The sequence below is a fragment of the Ideonella sp. FW305-24 genome (genome assembly GCF_058788035.1).
In genome coordinates this window covers 363,800-383,676 of the sequence record NZ_JBYTAI010000006.1, presented here as the reverse complement: position 1 = coordinate 383,676, position 19,877 = coordinate 363,800, and the positions used below count along the sequence as shown (strand labels likewise).

Below are 19,877 nucleotides of genomic sequence, written 5' to 3'. Positions count from 1 at the left end.
GGGTGGTGGGATGCTGTGCAGCGAAGTAAAGGAGGAAACTTCGGCGCAGCCGAAGTTGGGGGACATGAGCGGAACAGCGTCCCGCCGGCCTGATCCCATGCCGACCCCAGGTCGTGAACGGCCATCACGAAGTCATTTCCGCAGACCGATTCAACGTCCCCGGCACACCTTCGCAAAACGTCCGCCACTCACGCAGGATGAAGCGCCCACGCTGGGCCGACTCGAAGTTGGCGCGGCCTTCGGGGTCGGCTTTCAGGCGGGTGCGGTAGCGCTCGTAAGCGGCCAGGTCTTCGAACGAGATCAGGCCCCAGGCCTCGTGGTTGCTACCTTCGCAGGGCAGGAAGTAGCCGACCAGCTGCCCGCCGCAACGGGGAATGATGCGGCCCCAGGCCTGGGCGTAAGCGGTGAAGGCTTCGCGCTGGAACGGGTCGATTTCGTAGCGGATGAAACAGGTCACGGCCATGGAGGCTCCTCGGGGTCAATCAGACGGTGACGCCACTGTGCGTGCTTTTCAGTCGGGCACGATTCGCCTACGATCGAACCATGAGCGCAATCCATTGCCATGGCTGACGGGCCACCGATTGCCCGTGTGGCCGCCTTGATCGGCGACCCGACACGTGCCGAGATGCTGGCCACGCTGATGGCCGGGCAGGCGTTGACCGCCACCGAGCTGGCGCAGCGCGCGGGCGTTGGCAAGGCGACGGCGAGCGCGCACCTGGCGCGCTTGGTCGAAGCGCAGTTGCTGGTCGTCAGCGCGCAAGGCCGGCACCGCTATTTCCGCTTGGCCGACCCCGACGTGGCCCAGCTGCTCGAAAGCCTGATGGGCGTGGCCACGCGCAGTGGTGCGAAGCGGCTGCGGCCAGGACCGAAGGAGCCGGCGCTGCGCGAAGCGCGGGTCTGTTATGACCATCTGGCCGGCGAGCGCGGCGTGCAGCTGATGCTGGGCTTGCGCCAGCGCGGGCTGCTGCCGGAGGGGAACGGGGTGTTGCCACTAGCGCCCGGAGCGACTGCCTTGTTCGGCCGGCTCGGGCTGGCGCTTTCAGCACTTCAGGCGCAGCGCCGGCCGCTGTGCCGCAGCTGCATGGATTGGAGCGAACGGCGGCATCACCTGGGTGGCGCGCTCGGCGCGGCCGTGCTGGACCGGGTGCTGTCGCTGGGCTGGGCGCGGCGCGAGGCGAACTCGCGGGTGCTGAAGTTCACCGGGGCCGGTGAGGCGAACTGGACGGCGTGGATCCACAGCGAGGGATGAACGCCATCGCCGCGCTACGGCTCCGGCGGGGTTTCGGGCAGGGCCAGGATCCAGCGGACCAGTTGCTGCACCTCCTCGCTGGAGGCCAGCGGGCGGTTGGGCGGCATCGACAAGCCGGCCACGTCGCGCCAGTGCGGCGCCTGGGGACGCGAGCCACCTGACACGCTGGCGCTCAGGCGCTGCAAAGCCGACGGCTGGTCGCGGTAACGGTTGGCCACGTCGCGCCAGAAAGGTCCGACCGGCGGCCGGGGCGCCGGAACCGCTTCCTCTTCATCCGGCACAGGACGGTCCACCTGATGGCAGGCGGTGCAGCCGCTGCGCTCGGCGAGTCGCAGCATCGCCAGGTCGAGATTGGCCTCCGGGGCTGGTGCCGCGACAACTGGCGCGACCGCGGCAGGTTGCACCGGCCCGGCCGGTGGCAGGGTGCAGGCGGCGAGCGCCATTGCAGCAGCGGCGCAGGAGAGAACGGCAAGACGGGAAGGCATGCGGCACCTTAGGGGCTGGCCGGCCGCAGCGGCTTGCGCTGGGTCAAGCCGGCCGCAACGCCGCAGGCGACTGTGCGCACCCGCCGAACCGGGTGCCCACTCGGTCGGCGCCGGGCCGCCCCAAGGCGACCGCGCAACCCGCTCGGCGGGTGGCTTTGCGTACCCGCAAAGCCGGGTGCCCCAATCTACCGACGATCCAAAAGCATCGCGTCGCCGTAGCTGAAGAAGCGGTAGCGCGCTTCGACGGCGTGGCGGTAGAGCGCCATGATGTGTTCGTGGCCGGCAAAGGCGCTGACCAGCATCATCAGCGTGCTCTTGGGCAGGTGGAAGTTGGTGACCAGGCGGTCCACCACGCGGAACTGGAAGCCGGGCGTGATGAAGATGTCGGTGTCGCCGCTGCAGGCGTGGTCGATGCCGCGCTGGCTGCCGGTCTGCCGCGCGGCAGATTCGAGCGCGCGCAGCGTGGTGGTGCCCGCCGAAACGATGCGGCCACCAGCGGCGCGGGTGCGGGCAATCGCGTCCACCGTGGTTTGCGGCACCTCGAACCACTCGCTGTGCATCTTGTGCTCGGCCAGGTTCTCGGTGCGCACCGGCTGGAAAGTGCCGGCGCCAACGTGCAGCGTGACCTCGGTGGTCGCCACGCCGCGGGCGGCCAGCGCGGCCAGCACGGCGGCGTCGAAATGCAGCGCGGCGGTGGGTGCGGCGACGGCGCCGGGCTTGTTGGCGAACACGGTCTGGTAGCGCTCGGCATCTTCGGCTGCGTCCTCGTGCGTGATGTAGGGCGGCAGCGGCACGTGACCGTGGCGCTCCAGCAGCGCCAGCGGGTCGCCCGGCCAGCGCAGGTGGAACAACGAGCCGTCCGGCCCGCCGCGGCCCAGCACCTCGGCTTCGAAGCCCTCGCTGCGGTCGGTGCCCAGGCGCACGGTGCTGCCGGGCTTGGGTGACTTGCTGGCGCGCAGGTGGGCCAGCACTTCACCGGGGCCAGCGGCCGCGTGGTCGTAAGGCAGCACCCGCTCGACCAGCGCCTCGACGCTGCCGCCGGTGGCCTTCTCGCCATGCAGGCGGGCCTTGAGCACGCGGGTGTTGTTGAAGACCAGCAGGTCGCCCGGCGAAAGCAGCGCGGGCAGCTCGCGGAAGATGCGGTCGACCGGCGTGTCGCCGCGACCGTCGAGCAGGCGCGAGGCACTGCGCTCGGCCGCCGGATGCTGTGCCACCAGCTCGGGTGGCAGCGGGAAGTCGAAGTCGGCCAGCGTGAACTGGCGGGGCGCCGGGGCGCCGGCAAGGGAAGAGGCTTCGATCAGGGGCATGGCTTGCAGGCTTGACTGGCCTTCAAAGCTGGACATGGGCCGATTGTCCCATCCGATGCCCGGGCGGCGATGCGGAGATGTTCGCAAGGCCCGCCACGGCGTGAAGTCTCAGCGCGAAGCGCTGTTGGGGTCGGCGCTGGCAGCGACTGCCGCGGCACTGTCCGAATGGTCCCAGGACCAGGCCAGGCCCACGGCCACGCTCAGCACCAGCGCCAGGCCCAACAGCAAGCGACCTACCAAACGACCCATCACACGCAAGGCAACCATACCTGTCCAGTTTGTTCGAGCAGCGCCTGACGGCCCCCGCGATTTGCGGGCGAAACCTTGTCTTGGCGCTGGCGTAATTGTCGCTGCCGGCGGCCGCGGTTTGCAGGCGGGAACTGCAAGTGGGTGCCTCTTTTTTGTGTCAGAAAAGAGAACCCCAGGGGGAACCCGAGCCCGGACGGGCGGACCTGCGCGGGCGCGATGTCACGCGAGAATGCCGGCCATGCCGCGTTCACCAGCCGCCAGCCCTGCCACCGATGCCCCGAACGGCGCTGCCTCGGGGGACGCCAAGCCGGCCTCGAAGGCCGACCTGCGCAGCGCGCCGGCCAAGGCGCTGGACCGCATGGGGCTGGACACTCCGCTGGCGCTGGCGCTGCACCTGCCGCTGCGCTACGAGGACGAAACCAGGCTGAGCGCGATTGCCGCGCTGCAGCCGGGGCAGACAGCGCAGGTCGAGGGGCAGATCGTCGAATGCCGCGTTGACTTCCGGCCGCGGCGGCAGCTGGTGGCACGGCTGCATGACGACGCGGGCGACGAGCTGGTGCTGCGCTTCGTCAACTTCTACCCCTCGCACCAGAAGACGCTGGCGACGGGCCAGCGGGTGCGCGTGCGTGGCGAATTGCGTGGCGGCTTCTTCGGCCGCGAGATGGTGCACCCGACCTTCAAGGCGGTGGACGAACACACGCCGCTGGCGGCCGCGCTGACCCCTGTGTACCCGGCCGGCGCGCAGCTGCCGCAAGCCTACCTGCGCAAGGCGGTGGCGGCCGGTCTCTCACGCGCGCCGCTGGACGAGCTGCTGCCCGCCAGCGTGCTGCCGCCCGGCCTGCCTTCGCTGCGCGCGGCGCTACAGTTCCTGCACCACCCGCCAGACTCGGCCAGCCTGGCCACGCTGGAGGACCACAGCCACCCGGCCTGGCAGCGGCTGAAGTTCGAGGAACTGCTGGCGCAGCAGCTCTCGCAGATGCAGTCGCGCCGCGAACGCGCACGGCTGGCGGCGCCGGTGATGCAGGCGCTGCCCGGCGGCCTGCACGAGCGGCTGCTGGCGGTGTTGCCCTGGGGGCTGACCGACGCGCAGCAGCGTGTCAGCCAGGAGATTGCCGCCGACCTGGCCAAGCCGCAGCCGATGCACCGCCTGCTGCAGGGTGACGTGGGTTCGGGCAAGACAGTGGTGGCCGCACTCGCCGCCGCGGTCGCGATGGACGCTGGCTGGCAATGCGCGCTGATGGCACCCACCGAGATCCTGGCCGAGCAGCATTTCGTCAAGCTGGTGCAGTGGCTGCAGCCGCTGGGCATCACCGTCGCCTGGCTGACCGGCAGCCGCAAGGGCAAGGGCCGGCGCGAAATGCTGGAACGGGTGGCCAGCGGCGAGGCGAAGCTGATCGTCGGCACGCATGCGGTGATCCAGGACGACGTGCAGTTCGCGCGGCTGGGGCTGGCCATCGTCGACGAACAGCACCGCTTCGGCGTGGCCCAGCGGCTGGCGCTGCGGCGCAAGCTGCGCACCGAGCGCGGTCCGGGCAGCCCAGCGCTGGAGCCACACCTGCTGATGATGAGCGCCACGCCCATCCCGCGCACGCTGGCGATGACTTACTTCGCCGACCTGGAGGTCTCGACCATCGACGCGCTGCCGCCCGGCCGCACGCCCATCCTGACCAAGGTCTTCGGCGAAGGCCGGCGCGACGAGGTGATGGCGCGCATTGCCGAGGAGGTGGCGCGCGGCCGGCAGGTGTACTGGGTCTGCCCGCTGATCGAGGAATCCGAAGCCGAGGGCGACGGGCGCGGCAAGCCGCTCTCGGAACTGGCCAATGCGACCGACACGCACCAGGAACTGAGCGATGCGCTGCCAGGCGTGGCGGTCGGCCTGATCCACGGCCGGCTGGCGCCCACCGAGAAGGCCGAAGTGATGGCCCGCTTCGCCAGTGGGCAGACCGCCGTGCTGGTGGCGACCACGGTGATCGAGGTTGGCGTGGACGTGCCGAACGCCAGCCTGATGGTGATCGAGCATGCCGAGCGCTTCGGCCTGGCGCAGCTGCACCAGCTGCGTGGCCGCGTGGGTCGTGGCGAAGTGGCCAGCATCTGCGTGCTGCTGTACAGCTCGCCGCTGTCCGAGACCGGCAAGCAGCGGCTCAAGGCGATGGTGGAAACCGGGGACGGTTTCGAGATCGCGCGGCGCGACCTGGAGATCCGCGGGCCGGGCGAGTTCATGGGCGCGCGCCAATCGGGCGATGCCTTGTTGCGTTTTGCCGACTTGGCGGAGGACGCACCGCTGCTGGCAAGGGCCCGCCAGGCGGCGCCTTGGCTGCTGGATCACCACCCTGCCGCCGCCCGGGCGCAAGTGGCCCGCTGGCTGGGCAGCAAGGCCGATTTCCTGAAGGCCTGAGGGTCAACCGCTCCCCCGCAAGAGGGGTTGACCCGACCTGTCAGTTCTGACACCTCCCCCTGTTCAAGGGATGTCATCGCGCTGAAACAGAGCCCGACACTGCGTCGCGGCCCGAAGTCGACGATCCGCCGACTTCGGGCCGCAAAAAAACTACCCACAAGGAAATCGGACTCATGAAGACTTTCGCGTTCAATGCCATTGCCATGGCTGTCGTGGCCTTCTCGATGGCTGCGCCCGCCCAGGCCGCGGCCCCTGCCGCCGACCACCCCGCCGTGCAGCGTGCACTGGCCCACCTGAGCGGCACCGGCTTTGCCGCCGCACACGCCTCGGGTTCGGACAGCTACGTTGCCCGTGACCTGATCGTCGACGAAGACGGCGCCGAGCACGTGCGCTTCGACCGCAGCCACAACGGCCTGCGCGTGATCGGCGGCGACCTGGTGGTGCACGGCGGTGCCGACGGCAGCTTCCGCAGCATCAGTCAGACGCTGAGCCGCATGGTCCAGGTCGACCTGGTGCCCAAGGTCGCCAGCGAGCACGCCGGCAAGGCCGCGCTGGCGCTGTTCCCGCACCGGGACGGCGCTGTGCAAAGCAAGGAACTGGTGGTCTACGCCCGCAGCGGCAAGCCGCAACTGGCCTGGGACGTGCTCGTCAGCGGCACCCAGGCAGACGGCACGCCCAGCGAGGCGCACCTGATCCTCAGCGCGTCGAGCAAGAAGCTGCTGGACAAGTGGGACGACATCCACACCGCCGACAACGTCGGCTCCGGCAAAACGCTGTACTCGGGCAACGTCACGCTGCATGACGACCTGTCCGGCAGCACCTATACCCTGCGCGACCTGACCCGCGGCAGCCATTACGTCGTCTCGATGAACAACGGCACCCGCCGCGAGACGCTGATGACCGCCACCGACAACGTCTGGGGCAACAACGCCGAGTCCGACACGCAGACGGTGGCCGCAGACGCGGCCTACGGTCAGAACATGACCTGGGACTATTACAAGAACACCTTCGGCCGCAACGGCATTGCCAACGACGGCAAGGGCGCCTACTCGCGGGTGCACTACAGCCGCAACTACGACAATGCCTACTGGAGCGACAGCTGCTTCTGCATGACCTATGGCGACGGCAACAGCTTCACGCCGCTGGTCTCGCTGGACGTGGCCGGCCACGAGATGACGCACGGCGTGACCTCGCGCACCGCCAACCTGACCTACTCGGGTGAATCCGGCGGCCTGAACGAAGGCACGTCCGACGTGATGGGCACGATGGTCGAGTACTACGCTGCCAACAGCAACGATCCGGGCGACTACACCATCGGCGAAGAGCTGAGCAGCACCCCGCTGCGCTACATGTACCAGCCGAGCAAGGACGGCGCCTCGGCCGACTGCTGGTACTCCGGCGTGGGCAACCTGGACGTGCACTACTCGTCCGGTGTGACCAACCACTTCTACTTCCTGCTGGCCGAAGGCACGACCGCCGGTTCGCCGTCCAAGACCTGCGTCTCGGGCAACACCAGGACGGCCACCGGCACCGGTACGCTCACCGGTATCGGCCGCGACAAGGCTGCGAAGATCTGGTACCGCGCGCTGACGGTCTACATGACCGCCAGCACCAACTACGCCGGCGCCCGCACCGCGACCATCAGCGCGGCAACCGACCTGTACGGTGCAAGCTCGGCCGAAGTGGCCGCCGTCAAGGCCGCCTGGACCGCCGTCAACCGCAGCTGAGCGCCTGCGCGCAGCTGGTCATTGGCAGCGCGGCTCGCGCGCTGCCAACACTGAGCCGTCACAAGGCCAGACCCGAAAGGGCCTGGCCTTTTTCTTGCTACATATGCATTGCATATCTTCAAAGCAGAGACGGATGTCAATCCCATGAACTGTTTTGGGGCGCGTGCAAGCCTTTTCGGGGCTCACCGGCCCTCTCGTCATGCGGCGCCGCCGCACCCGGCCATCCGCCGGCTCGTCAGCAAGAAAGTCACCCACTTCATGAAGCTCGTCTCTCTTCGCCTGGTCGCTGCTGCGGCCATGGCTGTCTGCCTCGGTCAGTCCGCCTTTGCCGCCAAGCCCACGGGCGACAACCCGGCCGTGCAACGCGCGCTGGCGCACCTGGGCGGTGCCGCTTTCGCAGCCGCCCATTCGTCCGGCGCAGACGCCTTTGTCGCCCGTGACCTGATCGTCGACGCCGACGGCGCCGAGCATGTGCGCTTCGACCGCAGCCACAACGGCCTGCGTGTGATCGGTGGCGACCTGGTCGTGCACAGCGCTGGCGACGGCAGCTTCCGCGGCGTGAGCCAGATGCAGAGCCGCATGATCCAGATCGACCTGTCACCCAAGGTCGATGCCAAGCTGGCGGCCAAGGCTGCGCAAGCCGAATTCGGCGCTGGCGGCACGGTGAAGAACAAGGAACTGGTGGTCTTCGCGCGTGACGCGAAGCCGACGCTGGCCTGGGACGTGAAGGTCAGCGGCGTGCGTGCCGACGGCACCCCGAGCGAAGCCCACCTGATCATCAGCGCCACCAGCAAGAAGCTGCTGGACCGCTGGGACGACATCCACACCGCGGACGCGGTGGGCAACGGCAAGACGCTGTACTCCGGCAAGGTCAAGCTGCATGCCGACCTGAGCGGCAGCACCTACACGCTGAAGGACGCGACCCGGGGCAACCATTACGTGGTCAGCATGGGCAACGGCACCTCGACCGAGACCATCTTCACCGGCAGCGACAACGTCTGGGGCGACAGCACCGAAGCCAGCACCGAGACCGCCGCCGCCGACGCGGCCTACGGTCAGAACATGACCTGGGACTTCTACAAGACGACTTTCGGCCGCAACGGCATCGCCGACGACGGCGCCGGCGCCCGTTCGCGCGTGCACTACAGCAGCAACTACGACAACGCCTTCTGGGACGACAGCTGCTTCTGCATGACCTACGGCGACGGCAACACCTTCACGCCGCTGGTCTCGCTGGACGTGGCCGGCCACGAAATGACCCACGGCGTGACTTCGCGCACCGCCGGCCTGGTCTATTCGCGCCAGTCGGGCGGCCTGAACGAAGGCACGTCGGACATCATGGGCACGATGGTCGAGTACTACGCCAACAATGCCAATGACGTCGGCGACTACCTGATCGGCGAAGAGCTCTACCCGGCAGGCAGCGGCAAGGCCTTGCGCTACATGTACCAGCCGAGCAAGGACGGCGCCTCGGCTGACTGCTTCTACGCGACGGTCGGCCTGATCGACGTGCATTACTCGTCCGGCGTGGCCAACCACTTCTACTTCCTGCTGGCCGAAGGCACGACCGCCGGCTCGCCGTCCAAGACCTGCGTCAAGGGCGACAAGAAGGTCGCTTCCGGCAGCGCCACCTTGACCGGCATCGGCCGCGACAAGGCCTCGAAGATCTGGTACCGCGCGCTGACCGTCTACATGACCTCCAGCACCGACTACGCCGATGCGCGCGTGGCCACCGTCAGCGCCGCGACCGACCTGTATGGCGCGAACTCGGCCGAAGTGGCCGCCGTCAAGGCCGCCTGGACCGCCGTTAACCGCAGCTGAACCGACGCGCCCTGACGGGCGCCTTGTCCCCTGAAAAGGGCCGGGCTCGAAAGGGCCCGGCCCTTTTCTTGCTGTGGAGCTGCCGCCCCCGGGCAGACCCTGCCCCTTACCTGAGGGATGGTCTGTTCAGGTGCCTCCTCACACACTGTTTTTCCCTTGGGCCTACAGGCCCGTCCCAATACGCGGCACCGCCGCACCGGCCACCAGCCGGCTAGTCAGCAAGAAAGTAACTCACGTCATGAAGCTCGCCTCTCTTCGCCTGGTCGCCGCTGCCGCCATGGCCGTGTGCCTGGGCCAATCCGCCATCGCCGCCAAGCCCACCGCCGACAACCCGGCCGTGCAACGCGCACTCTCGCACCTGAGTGGCACCGGCTTCGCCGCCGCGCACTCGTCGGGCTCGGACGCCTTCGTCGCCCGTGACCTGATCGTCGACGCCGACGGCGCCGAGCATGTGCGCTTCGACCGCAGCCACAACGGCCTGCGCGTGATCGGTGGCGACCTGGTCGTGCACAGCGCCGGCGACGGCAGCTTCCGCGGCGTCAGCCAGACGCTGGCGCAAATGGTTCAGATCGACCTGTCGCCCAAGGTCGATGCCAAGCTGGCGGCCAAGGCTGCGCAAGCCGAATTCGGCGCTGGCGGCACGGTGAAGAACAAGGAACTGGTGGTCTTCGCGCGTGACACGAAGCCGACGCTGGCCTGGGACGTGAAGGTCAGCGGCGTGCGTGCCGACGGCACCCCGAGCGAAGCCCACCTGATCATCAGCGCCACCAGCAAGAAGCTGCTGGACCGCTGGGACGACATCCACACCGCCGACAACACCGGCAGCGGCAAGACCCTGTACTCGGGCAACGTGACGCTGCATGACGACCTGAGCGGCAGCACCTACACGCTGCGTGACCTGACCCGTGGCAGCCACTACGTGGTCAGCATGAACAACGGCACGTCGACCGAGACGATCTACACCGCGACCGACAACGTCTGGGGCAACAACGCCGAGTCCGACGGCCAGACCGTGGCCGCCGACGCCGCCTACGGTCAGAACATGACCTGGGATTACTACAAGACGACCTTCGGCCGCAACGGCATTGCCGACGACGGCGCCGGTGCCCGTTCGCGCGTGCACTACAGCAGCAATTACGACAACGCCTTCTGGGACGACAGCTGCTTCTGCATGACCTACGGTGACGGCAACTCCTTCACGCCACTGGTCTCGCTGGACGTGGCCGGCCACGAAATGACCCACGGTGTGACCTCGCGCACCGCCGGCCTAGTCTATTCTCGCCAGTCGGGTGGCTTGAACGAAGCGACCTCCGACATCATGGGCAGCATGGTCGAGTACTACGCCAACAACGCCAATGACGTCGGCGACTACCTGATCGGCGAAGAGCTGTACCCGGCCGGCAGCGGCCAGGCCCTGCGCTACATGTACCAGCCGAACAAGGATGGCGCGTCCTCTGACTGCTTCTACCCGGCAGTCGGTCTGATCGACGTGCACTACTCGTCCGGTGTGGCCAACCACTTCTTCTTCCTGCTGGCTGAAGGCACCACCGCCGGCGTGCCGTCCAAGACCTGCGTTTCGGGCAACAAGAAGACCGCCACCGGCACCGGCACGCTGACCGGCATCGGCCGCGACAAGGCCGCCAAGATCTGGTACCGCGCGCTGACCGTGTACATGACCTCGACCACCAACTTCGCCGGTGCTCGCGCTGCCACCATCAGCGCCGCGACCGACCTGTACGGCGCGACCGAAATCGCCGCCGTCAAGGCCGCCTGGACCGCCGTCAACCGCAACTGATCCCCTGGGATTGCAAGCGCAGGCCTGGTGGCCTGCGCTTCATCGCCGCCCGGTTGGGGCGCTGCGAACTGCAGCGCCCCAACCGGGCGGCTTCTTTTTGTGCATTCGTTCCGCCCGTGCACCAGGCCAACCCCGCGTTCGTGGGATACACCAAAGCGGTGCATCTGCTGACACTGAGTTCATGGGGGCCCTGTCTGGGCCTTTTTTGCGGCCCGAATTCCGCGTCGGAACAGAAAGCAGTTTGTTTCATGAAGTCTCACTCTCTTCGCCTGGTGGCTGCGGCCGCACTCGCCGTTTGCCTGGGTCAAGCTGCCCTGGCTGCCCAACCGGCTGCGGACCATGCCGCCGTGCAGCGTGCGCTGGCCCACCTGGGCGGTGCCACGAGCCTGGCCGCCAGCCAGGACGAATTTGTCGCGCGTGACCTGATCGTCGACGCCGATGGCACCGAGCACGTGCGCTTCGACCGCAAGTTCCGCGGCCTGCGCGTGATCGGTGGCGACCTGGTGGTGCACAGCGATGCCCAAGGCGCGCTGCGCGGCATGAGCCAGCCGCTGGCCGGCGCGCTGCACCTGGACACCACGCCAACGCTGGCCGGCAATGCCGCCAGCGAGTTCGCCAAGGGCCGCTTCGAGCACAAGAACGGCGCCGTCGCCAGCAAGCAGCTGGTGGTTTTCGCCCGCAACGGCAAGCCGCAACTGGCCTGGGAAGTGCTGGTCACCGGCAACCGCGCCGACGCAACCCCCAGCCGCACGCACCTGATCGTCAGCGCCCATGGCAAGCAGTTGCTGGACCAGTGGGACGAGATCGAAACCGCCGACGCCACCGTCACCGGCAAGACCTTGTTCAGCGGCAGCGTGCCGCTGCACGCCGACAAGAACGCCCGCGGCGTCTACACGCTGACCGACGCGACCCGCGGTGGCCACAGCACCGTCTCGATGGGCAACGGCAAGCGCAAGGAAACGGCCGTCAAGAGCAGCACCGCCACCTTTGGCGACGGCACCTTGGCCAATGCCGCCACCGCTGCGGCCGATGCCGCCTACGGTCAGAACATGACCTGGGACTATTACAAGGCCACCTTCGGCCGCAATGGCATTGCCGACGACGGCGCCGGCGCGCGTTCGCGGGTTCACTACAGCAAGAACTACGTCAACGCCTTCTGGAGCGATGACTGCTTCTGCATGACCTATGGCGACGGCGACGGTGGCAAGAGCTACTACCCGCTGACCGCGCTGGACGTGGCCGGCCACGAGATGACGCACGGCGTGACCTCGCGCACCGCCGGCCTGATCTACTCCGGCGAATCCGGCGGCCTGAACGAAGGCACCTCGGACATCTTCGGCACGATGGTGGAGTTCTTCGCCAACAACCCGAACGACACGCCGGACTACACCATCGGCGAAGAAATCTTCGTCAAGGGCGGCGTGATCCGCTACATGGACAAGCCGAGCAAGGATGGCGCCTCGGCCGACTGCTGGTACAGCGGCGTCGGCACCCTGGACGTGCACTATTCGTCCGGCGTGGCCAACCACTTCTTCTACCTGCTGGCCGAAGGCACCAGCGCCGGCTCGCCGTCGCCGACCTGCAAGTCGACCGACACGCGAGTTGCCAGCGGCACGGGCAGCCTGACCGGCATCGGCCGCGACAAGGCCGCCAAGATCTGGTACCGCGCGCTGACCGTCTACATGACCTCCAGCACCGACTACGCTGCGGCCCGTGTTGCGTCCATCAGCGCCGCAACCGACCTGTACGGCGCGAGCTCGGCCGAAGTGACCGCAGTGAAGGCCGCCTGGGCGGCCGTCAACCGCTCGTGATGAATTGATTTGCCGGCGTGTGCGGCGGCCCAAGGTCGCCGTGTGCCCCGTGAATCTGAACAAAACCTGACAGCCGCCGCTGGCCCTTCGCCACGGCGGCTTTTCTTTGTCACACCCCACGTTTGAAGATATTCTCAAAATACTATTAACACTACATTCACAACCACGGCACATTGATCTGTCTGGTTTGCTCTGTGCCGCTGTGTGCCGCTGCACGCCGGGCTTTTCGAGGTCCGCAGTGTCCGGCAATGCCTTTGTGCCCATGGTCCCCGGCCGGGGAAGTTGCCCACACTGCAGCGCCGGCCTCCTCTGGAAAGCTTGTTCGATGAAACCCACCGCCCCTTCCAGCGCCATCCTGCGCGCCACCGTCGCTGGCGTCGCCGCGCTGCTGTCCGCCCAGATGGCCCAGGCCGCAATGCCGCAGCCTGACCACCCCGCCGTGCAGCGCGCGCTGGCCCATCTGAACGGCAGCGCCTTTGCTGCCGTGCGCGCCACCGGCAACGACGACTACCAGGCCACCGACCTGATCGTCGACGCCGACGGCAGCGAGCACGTGCGCTTCAAGCGCGCCTTCCGCCACCTCTCGGTCATTGGCGGCGACCTGGTCGTGCACAGCGGCCCCGGCGGCGAGTTCAGCGGCCTGTCGCAGGCGCCGCAGCGCCGGCTGGACCTGGCGGTCGAGCCCACCCTGTCCGGCACCGCGGCCGAAGCCCTGGCGCTGAAAACCTCGGGCGTGGCAGACAGCGCTGTCCGCTCGCGCCAGCTGGTGGTCTATGCCCGCAATGGCCAGCCCAAGCTGGCCTGGGACGTGACGGTGCTGGGTCATGACGAAGCCGGCGGCCCGGCCCGCATGCGGGTGATCATCGATGCGCACCAGGCGAGCCTGCTGGAACGCTGGAACGAGATCCACAGCGCCGACGACAAGGGCACCGGCAAGGCCTTGTACTACGGCACCGTGCCGCTGCACGACACGGTCAACAAGAAGGGCACCAAGTACACGCTGCAGGACAACACCCGCGGCAACCACTACATGGTGGACATGAATGGCACGCAGGACACCGAGACGGTGTTCACGGCCACCGACAACGTCTGGGGCGACAGCACCAAGACCGACCGCCAGACCGTGGCCGCCGATGCCGCCTACGGCCAGAACATGACCTGGGACTTCTACAAGAAGGTCATGGGCCGCAACGGCATTGCCGACGACGGCAACGGCGCCCACTCGCGCGTGCACTTCGGCACGCGCGTGGACAACGCCTACTGGGACGACGAGTGCTTCTGCATGATGTACGGCGACGGCTTCATCCAGTTCAAGCCGCTGGTGGCCCTGGACGTGGCCGGCCATGAGATGACGCACGGCGTGACCTCGCGCACCGCGGACCTGATCTACGGCGACGAATCCGGCGGCCTGAACGAGAGCAGCTCGGACATCCTGGGCACCATGGTCGAGTTCTACGCGAACAATGCCGGCGACCCGGGCGACTACACGCTGGGCGAGATGATCATGAAGAAGCCCGGCACGGTGCTGCGCTACCTCTACCAGCCGAGCAAGGACAACATTTCCGCCGACTGCTGGTACCAGGGCGTGGGTAACCTGAACCCGCACTACTCGTCCGGCGTCAGCAACCACTTCTTCTTCCTGCTGGCCGAAGGCACGGCATCGGCCACCTTCCCGGCTTCCAAGACCTGCACCACCGGTGACACGGTGAAGGCCACCGGCAACGGCAGCCTGACCGGCATCGGCCGCGACAAGGCCGCCAAGATCTGGTACCGCGCGCTGACCGTCTACATGGTCTCGACCGAAACCCATGCCATGGCCCGCGCCGACACCATCAAGGCCGCCGAGGACCTGTACGGCGCCGGCTCGCCCGAGTCGCTGGCCGTTGCCGCCGCCTGGACGGCCGTGAACCGTCCCTGAACGACGAGGCGCTTCGCACCGCTTGAGTCCGTTGGCGCGTGGTCGGGGCAGACCTCTTCGGAGGCCTGCCCGCGCGCCAGCCTTGTGCCGCCGAGGCCAGCCTGGCCCGGCGGCTTTTTTGCGTGCGCGTGGCAACAGCGCATTCCTCGTCACAATCCGGGCATGACCCTGACCGAGCTGCGCTACATCGTCGCCGTTGCCCGCGAGCGCCATTTCGGCCGCGCCGCAGAGGCCTGCCATGTCTCGCAACCCACGCTGTCGGTGGCGATCAAGAAGCTCGAAGAAGAGCTGGACGTGAAGATCTTCGAGCGCGGCAGCAGCGAGGTCAGCCTGACGCCACTGGGCGAATCCATCGTGCGCCAGGCGCAGAGCGTGATCGAGCAGGCGCAAGGCATCCGCGAGATCGCCAAGCGCGGCAAGGACCCGCTGGCCGGCCCGCTGCGCCTGGGCATCATCTACACCATCGGGCCCTACCTGCTGCCCGAGCTGGTGCGCAACGCGATCGAGCAGACGCCGCAGATGCCGCTGATGCTGCAGGAGAACTTCACCGTCAAGCTGCTGGACATGCTGCGCACCGGCGAGCTCGATTGCGCAGTGATGGCCGAGCCCTTCCCCGACACTGGCCTGGCCGTGGCCCCGCTGTACGACGAGCCTTTTGTCGTCGCGGTGCCGGCCAACCATGCACTGGCCCAGCGCGAGCACATCAGCCCCGAGGAGCTCAAGCGCGAGACCATGCTGCTGCTGGGCACCGGCCACTGCTTTCGCGACCATGTGCTGGAGGTCTGCCCGGAATACGCCCGCTTCTCCAGCGACACCGAGGGCATCAAGAAAAGCTTCGAAGGCTCATCGCTGGAAACCATCAAGCACATGGTCGCCTCGGGCATGGGTGTGACGGTGGTGCCCGGCCTGTCCGTGCCCAAGGAGCCCACCGCGCACCTGGCGTACGTGCCCTTCACCGAACCGGTGCCGACGCGCCGGGTGGTGCTGGCCTGGCGCCGCAGCTTCACGCGCTACGAGGCCATTGCCGCGCTGCGCAATGCCGTCTATGCCTGTGAACTGCCGGGCGTGACACGGCTCACGGCCTGAGCCTGGGCATCTCCGCGCCCAGCCGTGTGTTGCGCGCCAGGTAGGCCTGCAGCACCGCATCCGGCGGTGCGGGCTGCGGGCCACCCAGGCTTTGCTGCAGCTGGCGCTCCATCAGGTACAGAGCGGCCTCGCGGCCCAGCGGGTCGTCATTGCGGTGGCCGGCCTGCGGGTCGACCAGCAGCGTGACCGGCTTGTCCAGCGCCTTCAGGCGCGCCGCATAGTCGATGACACCGCTCAGGTCCACGCGCCGGTCTTCGCCACCGGCGATCAGCAGCACGGGGCGGCGCAAGCTCGCGGCCTGCGCCAGCGGCGACTGCGCGCCGAGCCTGGCCATCGCCGCAGCGTCGCGCGGGTCCAGCTGCAGCAGCGAAAGCCAGTGCTCGAACGGCATGTAGCCGGAGACCACATCGGCCTCGGCGCTGCGGGCGATCGAACGCAATGCCCAGCTGAAATCCGGCGGCGGCACCGAGGCCACGCCGACCTTGAAGAGATCCGGCGAGAAAGTGACGCCGGCCAGCGCCGCGTAGCCGCCAAACGACGCGCCGAGGATGCCGACGCGCTGCGCGTCGCCCACGCCCTGCGCCAGCAGCCAGCGCACGCCGTCGCCAATGTCCTGCAGCACGCGGCCGGTGCCGCCGTAGTCGCCGCGCGCCGCCAGCACATGGTCGCGCCCCAGTCCGGTGGAACCGCGGTAGTTGGGCTCGAAGACGGCATAGCCGCGGTTAGCGAGAAATTGGGCGGTGGCGCTGTAGTCCGCACTGGCATGGCTCCAGGGGCCGCCGTGCACCAGCGCGAGCAAGGGCAGCTTCGCTGCATCGGCACCGGACGGCAGGCTGAGGAAGCCGCGCACCGTCAGGCCGTCACTGGCGCGGTAGCGGATCGACAGGCGGTGCGCGAGCGCGACTTCGGGCACAGCGGTGGCCGGCATGCCGCTGCGCCGGCTGATGGGCGGAAGATCCAGCACCTGCCTGAGCCGGCCGCTGGTGGGGTCGTAGCACTGCCAGCGCGGCACCTGCAAGCTGTCGCCACGTTCGCTGACCAGCCAGCGCGCGCCGGGGCCACGGCCCACCTGCACACGCAGCACGCGGCCCGGCAGGGCGCGTCGCAGCGCGGCGGCGTGGCGCTGCATCTCGGCGCCCAGCCCGCTCAGCAGCGGCGCCGTGCTGCGGTGGTCGGCGAACACCGGCTGGGCAGACAGCGGGTCCAGCGCCAGCTCATCGATGTCGGCCTCGCCGCGAGGGTCTTGGTAGATCGGGTGCAGGCGTCCTGCCGCGTCCAGCCGCTGCAGCCCGCGCAGCGAACCTGGCAGGTCGCTGCGCAGCAGCAGGTCGCCCGCGTCGGTGGTGCGCGGCAGCAGGCCGCAGCGATGCAGTTCGGCGCAGCGCAGCGTTTCGATCAGCGCGCCGCTTCGGTCCACACGGTGGATCACCGAGGCGTCGCCCTCGATGCGCTGCAGCCAGGCGAGCCGGCCGTCCGGCGCCAGCGCAAAGCCAACCAGGCGCTGCGCGTCCTGCCTCAGCACCTCGCGCTGGCCATGCATGTCCGCGCGCACCAGCTGCCAGCTGACAGGCTCGGTGCTGGCCTGCACCACCAGCAGCACGGCCGCTGGCCGCGTCGGGTCCACCGCGGCCCAGCGCTGTTGCAGGCGCCCGCCCAGCGGGCTCACCAGGCCCGAGCCGGGCTGGCCCGCCATGGCCTGCGCAAAAAGCTGTGTCGGCGAGGCCAGCAGCAGCCAGCGGCCGTCCTGCGACCAGCCGAGTTCACTCGCCTCGGTGCGCTGCAGCCAGCGCCGGGGCGCGCCGCCATCGACCGGCTGGGACCACAGCTCGCGCTGGCCGGGCACCAGCTCGCGCAGGTAGGCGATGGTGCGGCCGTCCGGCGACAGCGCGGCTTCGCTGATGGCGGGTTGCAGCAGGAAGTCGGCCCGCGCATGCAGCGGCGCAGCGGGGCGTGCGCGCTCGGCGGCAATGGCGGTGCGCAAGGGCGCATCGGTGCCGGCATGCGCCAGCGTGACCAGCACGAGGCTGGCCGCAGCCAGGCCCAGAACACGGGCCAGCGCCACGCGCCAGAGGCAGATCGAAGACATGCGCATCTCCCTCGGCCCGCCGATGGCAGCCGATGTAAGCGAATCGGAAAGAGGCCTGGGCCTGGCGGAAAATCAGGCGACGAGGGCGCGCGGCGGCGCAGGCCGTGGCGTGGGCTCGGGCGCGGCATCAACGCCCTCTTCCGGCGGCACCAGCAGCCACAGGCTGACCAGCGCCGGCCAGCCGATCAGCACGCCAGCGGCGACCCAGGTGGCACGGGCCGGCCAGCGCAGCGGCAGTTGCCGCACGCGCCACGCAGCGACCAGCGCTGCCAGCAGGCTCATGGCTGCGGCCAGCAGCTTGATGTCGCGCGGCACCGGCGCGGGATGGGTGGCGCGCAAGGCATCGGGCGGCGCCAGCAGCGCGCGGGCCCGGTCAAGCGCCTCCGACATCACCGGCGAGCTCCACCAGGCGCGGTAGCGGAAAAAGGCCGGGTAGTCGAAGCCCACTGCGCGGCGCGCCACTTCCTGCACCTGGCCGGCATCGTCGGTGCGCAGCAACACCTGGTACGGCGGCACGCCTCGCGGGTCATGCGCAAAGCGGGTGAAGCTGTAGGAGAACAGGTGGCCATCGACCAGCTCAATCAGCGTCAGGTCGCTCAGGTCGCCGAAGCGGCCGGGGCCGGGCAGTGGCACACGCTGGCGCGGCTGCAGCAGGCCCTGGCCGGGGTTTCGCAGCAGCCGGCCGTCGATGATGTAGGCCGCCTTGTCGCTCAGCGCGCCCAGGTGGGCGCCGAGCATCGAGACGCCCAGCAGCAGCTCGCCGGCCGGCAGCTGCAGGCGCGGCATCACGCGGCCGGCCAGGCTGTCGTACTGGTAGAGCGTGTTGCCGCCCGCCAGCAGCTCGTCGCCCTGCGCCAGGAAAGGCTGGCGGCCGATGGGCAGCACCGGCACCGGGAAGGCGGCGTTTGCCGCGCCTACGCCCAACGTGCCCGCCGCGCGGCCATCGACCAGGCTGAGGCCTTGCAGGCGCATGCTGTCGTGGCTGAAGGTCCAGCGCACGCGGCGCTGCGTGTCGTCGAACGCCATCGGTTTCACGTTCGTCAGCTCGCCGGTGTGCGGCAGCAGGCGCAGCTGCTGCGCGATGCCCATGGGCTCGGACAGGGCCACCTGCTCACGCAGGCGCTGCGCATCGGGCGAGGCACTGGCGGCCAGGCCGGCGAGCAGGCGCGCGCGGTCGTCCATGCGCTCCAGCTCGTTGTGGCCACCGGGCGCGGGCACGGCCCGGTTGTTCGGATGCGAGCCCTGCATGATCCACAGCATCTCCACGCCAAACCACAGCAGCAGCAGCACCAGGTACACGCCCATCTGCAGCGGCAGTGCGGTCAGCAGCACGGCGCCCCAGCGGCGCGGCGGCGCACCCAGGTCCGGCTGGAAGGCCAGCATCACCAGCGCCAGCAGCCACAGCAGCGCCACCATCTGCAAGGCCAGTGCGGCCAGGCCGATGGCATTCATCGCCGGCAGCCAGGCGAGGAAGACCAGGCCGGCCGCGGCATGGCGACGGTTCGCCAGCATCGCGTAAGCACCGGCGAGGTAACCGCAGCCGGCGATCTGCAGGCCAGCCAGCGCCAGCAGCAGGTGGCGCGCATCGACCACGCGCGCCGTCATGCCCGCCTGCCAGCCGGCGACGACCAGCACGGGCAGCGCCGCCGCGAAGGCCAGCAGCACGGCACCGGCGGCCAGCAGCGCGGCCGCCGTGCGCGCGGGCGCCAGCGGCCGGTGCAGCAGGTTCAGCCAGGTGCCGGGGCGGCGGTACACGCCCATCTGGTACAGGCCCAGCAGGCCCCCGACCGCGCCGTAGGCGATGCCGAAGGCCAGGTGCACCAGCCAGGGTTGCTGCCCCAGGTCGACCACGCGGGTCAGGAAGCCCAGCACCAGCAGGTGCAGGCCGGCAATGCCGATCGCCCAGCCGCGAAAACGCAGCAGCTCGGCCTTGAACAGGTCCCACATG

Annotated in this window: 14 protein-coding genes; 8 read left to right on the top strand and 6 right to left on the bottom strand. The window is 68.9% G+C overall.

The window, feature by feature from the left end; all coding sequences use genetic code 11:
- Window positions 1-124: 124 nt before the first annotated feature.
- Window positions 125-463 (bottom strand): NIPSNAP family protein, encoded by a 339-nt coding sequence (locus AC3WR5_RS18915; RefSeq protein WP_492486259.1) that lies wholly within the window; start codon window positions 461-463, stop codon window positions 125-127.
- Window positions 464-562: 99 nt separating this feature from the next.
- Between AC3WR5_RS18915 and AC3WR5_RS18910 the strand changes: the two genes are divergently transcribed.
- On the top strand, window positions 563-1,249 hold the full coding sequence (locus AC3WR5_RS18910; protein WP_492486258.1) for an ArsR/SmtB family transcription factor: 687 nt from the start codon (window positions 563-565) through the stop codon (window positions 1,247-1,249).
- A 14-nt stretch (window positions 1,250-1,263) separates the two neighbouring features.
- On the opposite strand, the gene AC3WR5_RS18905 is transcribed toward AC3WR5_RS18910, so the two are convergent.
- The 3 genes from AC3WR5_RS18905 to AC3WR5_RS18895 all read right to left on the bottom strand — a co-directional run bounded on the left by AC3WR5_RS18905 (window position 1,264) and on the right by AC3WR5_RS18895 (window position 3,290).
- Window positions 1,264-1,734, bottom strand: coding sequence for a c-type cytochrome (locus AC3WR5_RS18905; protein WP_492486257.1), 471 nt, complete (start codon window positions 1,732-1,734; stop codon window positions 1,264-1,266).
- A gap of 185 nt (window positions 1,735-1,919) precedes the next feature.
- Window positions 1,920-3,041, bottom strand: a complete 1,122-nt coding sequence (gene queA / locus AC3WR5_RS18900) for a tRNA preQ1(34) S-adenosylmethionine ribosyltransferase-isomerase QueA (RefSeq protein ID WP_492486312.1) — start codon at window positions 3,039-3,041, stop codon at window positions 1,920-1,922.
- Between the two features lie 108 nt (window positions 3,042-3,149).
- Window positions 3,150-3,290 (bottom strand): hypothetical protein, encoded by a 141-nt coding sequence (locus AC3WR5_RS18895; protein ID WP_343995021.1) that lies wholly within the window; start codon window positions 3,288-3,290, stop codon window positions 3,150-3,152.
- Window positions 3,291-3,519: 229 nt separating this feature from the next.
- Here AC3WR5_RS18895 and recG point away from each other — a divergent pair, with 229 nt between their 5' ends.
- From recG to AC3WR5_RS18860, 7 genes are all read left to right on the top strand, one after another.
- Window positions 3,520-5,685, top strand: a complete 2,166-nt coding sequence (gene recG, locus AC3WR5_RS18890; protein ID WP_492486255.1) for an ATP-dependent DNA helicase RecG — start codon at window positions 3,520-3,522, stop codon at window positions 5,683-5,685.
- Window positions 5,686-5,858: 173 nt separating this feature from the next.
- Entirely contained in the window at window positions 5,859-7,412 is a 1,554-nt protein-coding gene (locus AC3WR5_RS18885) for a M4 family metallopeptidase (protein WP_492486253.1), read from the top strand.
- A gap of 258 nt (window positions 7,413-7,670) precedes the next feature.
- Window positions 7,671-9,233 (top strand): M4 family metallopeptidase, encoded by a 1,563-nt coding sequence (locus AC3WR5_RS18880; RefSeq protein ID WP_492486252.1) that lies wholly within the window; start codon window positions 7,671-7,673, stop codon window positions 9,231-9,233.
- A gap of 238 nt (window positions 9,234-9,471) precedes the next feature.
- Window positions 9,472-11,028 (top strand): M4 family metallopeptidase, encoded by a 1,557-nt coding sequence (locus AC3WR5_RS18875; RefSeq protein WP_492486251.1) that lies wholly within the window; start codon window positions 9,472-9,474, stop codon window positions 11,026-11,028.
- A gap of 248 nt (window positions 11,029-11,276) precedes the next feature.
- Window positions 11,277-12,839: a M4 family metallopeptidase gene (locus AC3WR5_RS18870; protein WP_492486250.1), complete on the top strand. Its 1,563-nt coding sequence runs from the start codon at window positions 11,277-11,279 to the stop codon at window positions 12,837-12,839.
- A 325-nt stretch (window positions 12,840-13,164) separates the two neighbouring features.
- Window positions 13,165-14,757, top strand: a complete 1,593-nt coding sequence (locus AC3WR5_RS18865; RefSeq protein ID WP_141287643.1) for a M4 family metallopeptidase — start codon at window positions 13,165-13,167, stop codon at window positions 14,755-14,757.
- Between the two features lie 162 nt (window positions 14,758-14,919).
- Window positions 14,920-15,843 carry a LysR substrate-binding domain-containing protein gene (locus AC3WR5_RS18860; protein WP_141287644.1) on the top strand — a complete coding sequence of 308 codons (924 nt, stop codon included), beginning with the start codon at window positions 14,920-14,922 and terminating at the stop codon, window positions 15,841-15,843.
- Here AC3WR5_RS18860 and AC3WR5_RS18855 read toward each other — a convergent pair.
- Together AC3WR5_RS18855 and AC3WR5_RS18850 are read right to left on the bottom strand one after the other, a co-directional pair.
- Window positions 15,833-17,929, bottom strand: coding sequence for an alpha/beta hydrolase family protein (locus AC3WR5_RS18855; RefSeq protein ID WP_492486249.1), 2,097 nt, complete (start codon window positions 17,927-17,929; stop codon window positions 15,833-15,835). The two genes, AC3WR5_RS18860 and AC3WR5_RS18855, sit on opposite strands and share 11 nt — an antisense overlap.
- Before the next feature lie 72 nt (window positions 17,930-18,001).
- The gene (locus tag AC3WR5_RS18850; RefSeq protein ID WP_492486248.1) at window positions 18,002-19,876 is read right to left on the bottom strand and encodes a hypothetical protein; all 1,875 of its coding nucleotides are present in this window, start codon (window positions 19,874-19,876) and stop codon (window positions 18,002-18,004) included.
- Window position 19,877: the final 1 nt, after the last annotated feature.

Bases quoted from the DNA above. Each gene is read 5' to 3' on its own strand.
- queA (WP_492486312.1), bottom strand. From the start codon at position 3,041: ATGCCCCTGATCGAAGCCTCTTCCCTTGCCGGCGCCCCGGCGCCCCGC.
- AC3WR5_RS18885 (WP_492486253.1), top strand. From the start codon at position 5,859: ATGAAGACTTTCGCGTTCAATGCCATTGCCATGGCTGTCGTGGCCTTC.
- AC3WR5_RS18895 (WP_343995021.1), bottom strand. From the start codon at position 3,290: ATGGGTCGTTTGGTAGGTCGCTTGCTGTTGGGCCTGGCGCTGGTGCTG.
- AC3WR5_RS18850 (WP_492486248.1), bottom strand. From the start codon at position 19,876: ATGTGGGACCTGTTCAAGGCCGAGCTGCTGCGTTTTCGCGGCTGGGCG.
- AC3WR5_RS18855 (WP_492486249.1), bottom strand. From the start codon at position 17,929: ATGTCTTCGATCTGCCTCTGGCGCGTGGCGCTGGCCCGTGTTCTGGGC.
- AC3WR5_RS18870 (WP_492486250.1), top strand. From the start codon at position 11,277: ATGAAGTCTCACTCTCTTCGCCTGGTGGCTGCGGCCGCACTCGCCGTT.
- AC3WR5_RS18880 (WP_492486252.1), top strand. From the start codon at position 7,671: ATGAAGCTCGTCTCTCTTCGCCTGGTCGCTGCTGCGGCCATGGCTGTC.
- AC3WR5_RS18875 (WP_492486251.1), top strand. From the start codon at position 9,472: ATGAAGCTCGCCTCTCTTCGCCTGGTCGCCGCTGCCGCCATGGCCGTG.
- AC3WR5_RS18915 (WP_492486259.1), bottom strand. From the start codon at position 463: ATGGCCGTGACCTGTTTCATCCGCTACGAAATCGACCCGTTCCAGCGC.
- AC3WR5_RS18860 (WP_141287644.1), top strand. From the start codon at position 14,920: ATGACCCTGACCGAGCTGCGCTACATCGTCGCCGTTGCCCGCGAGCGC.
- AC3WR5_RS18910 (WP_492486258.1), top strand. From the start codon at position 563: ATGGCTGACGGGCCACCGATTGCCCGTGTGGCCGCCTTGATCGGCGAC.
- recG (WP_492486255.1), top strand. From the start codon at position 3,520: ATGCCGGCCATGCCGCGTTCACCAGCCGCCAGCCCTGCCACCGATGCC.
- AC3WR5_RS18905 (WP_492486257.1), bottom strand. From the start codon at position 1,734: ATGCCTTCCCGTCTTGCCGTTCTCTCCTGCGCCGCTGCTGCAATGGCG.
- AC3WR5_RS18865 (WP_141287643.1), top strand. From the start codon at position 13,165: ATGAAACCCACCGCCCCTTCCAGCGCCATCCTGCGCGCCACCGTCGCT.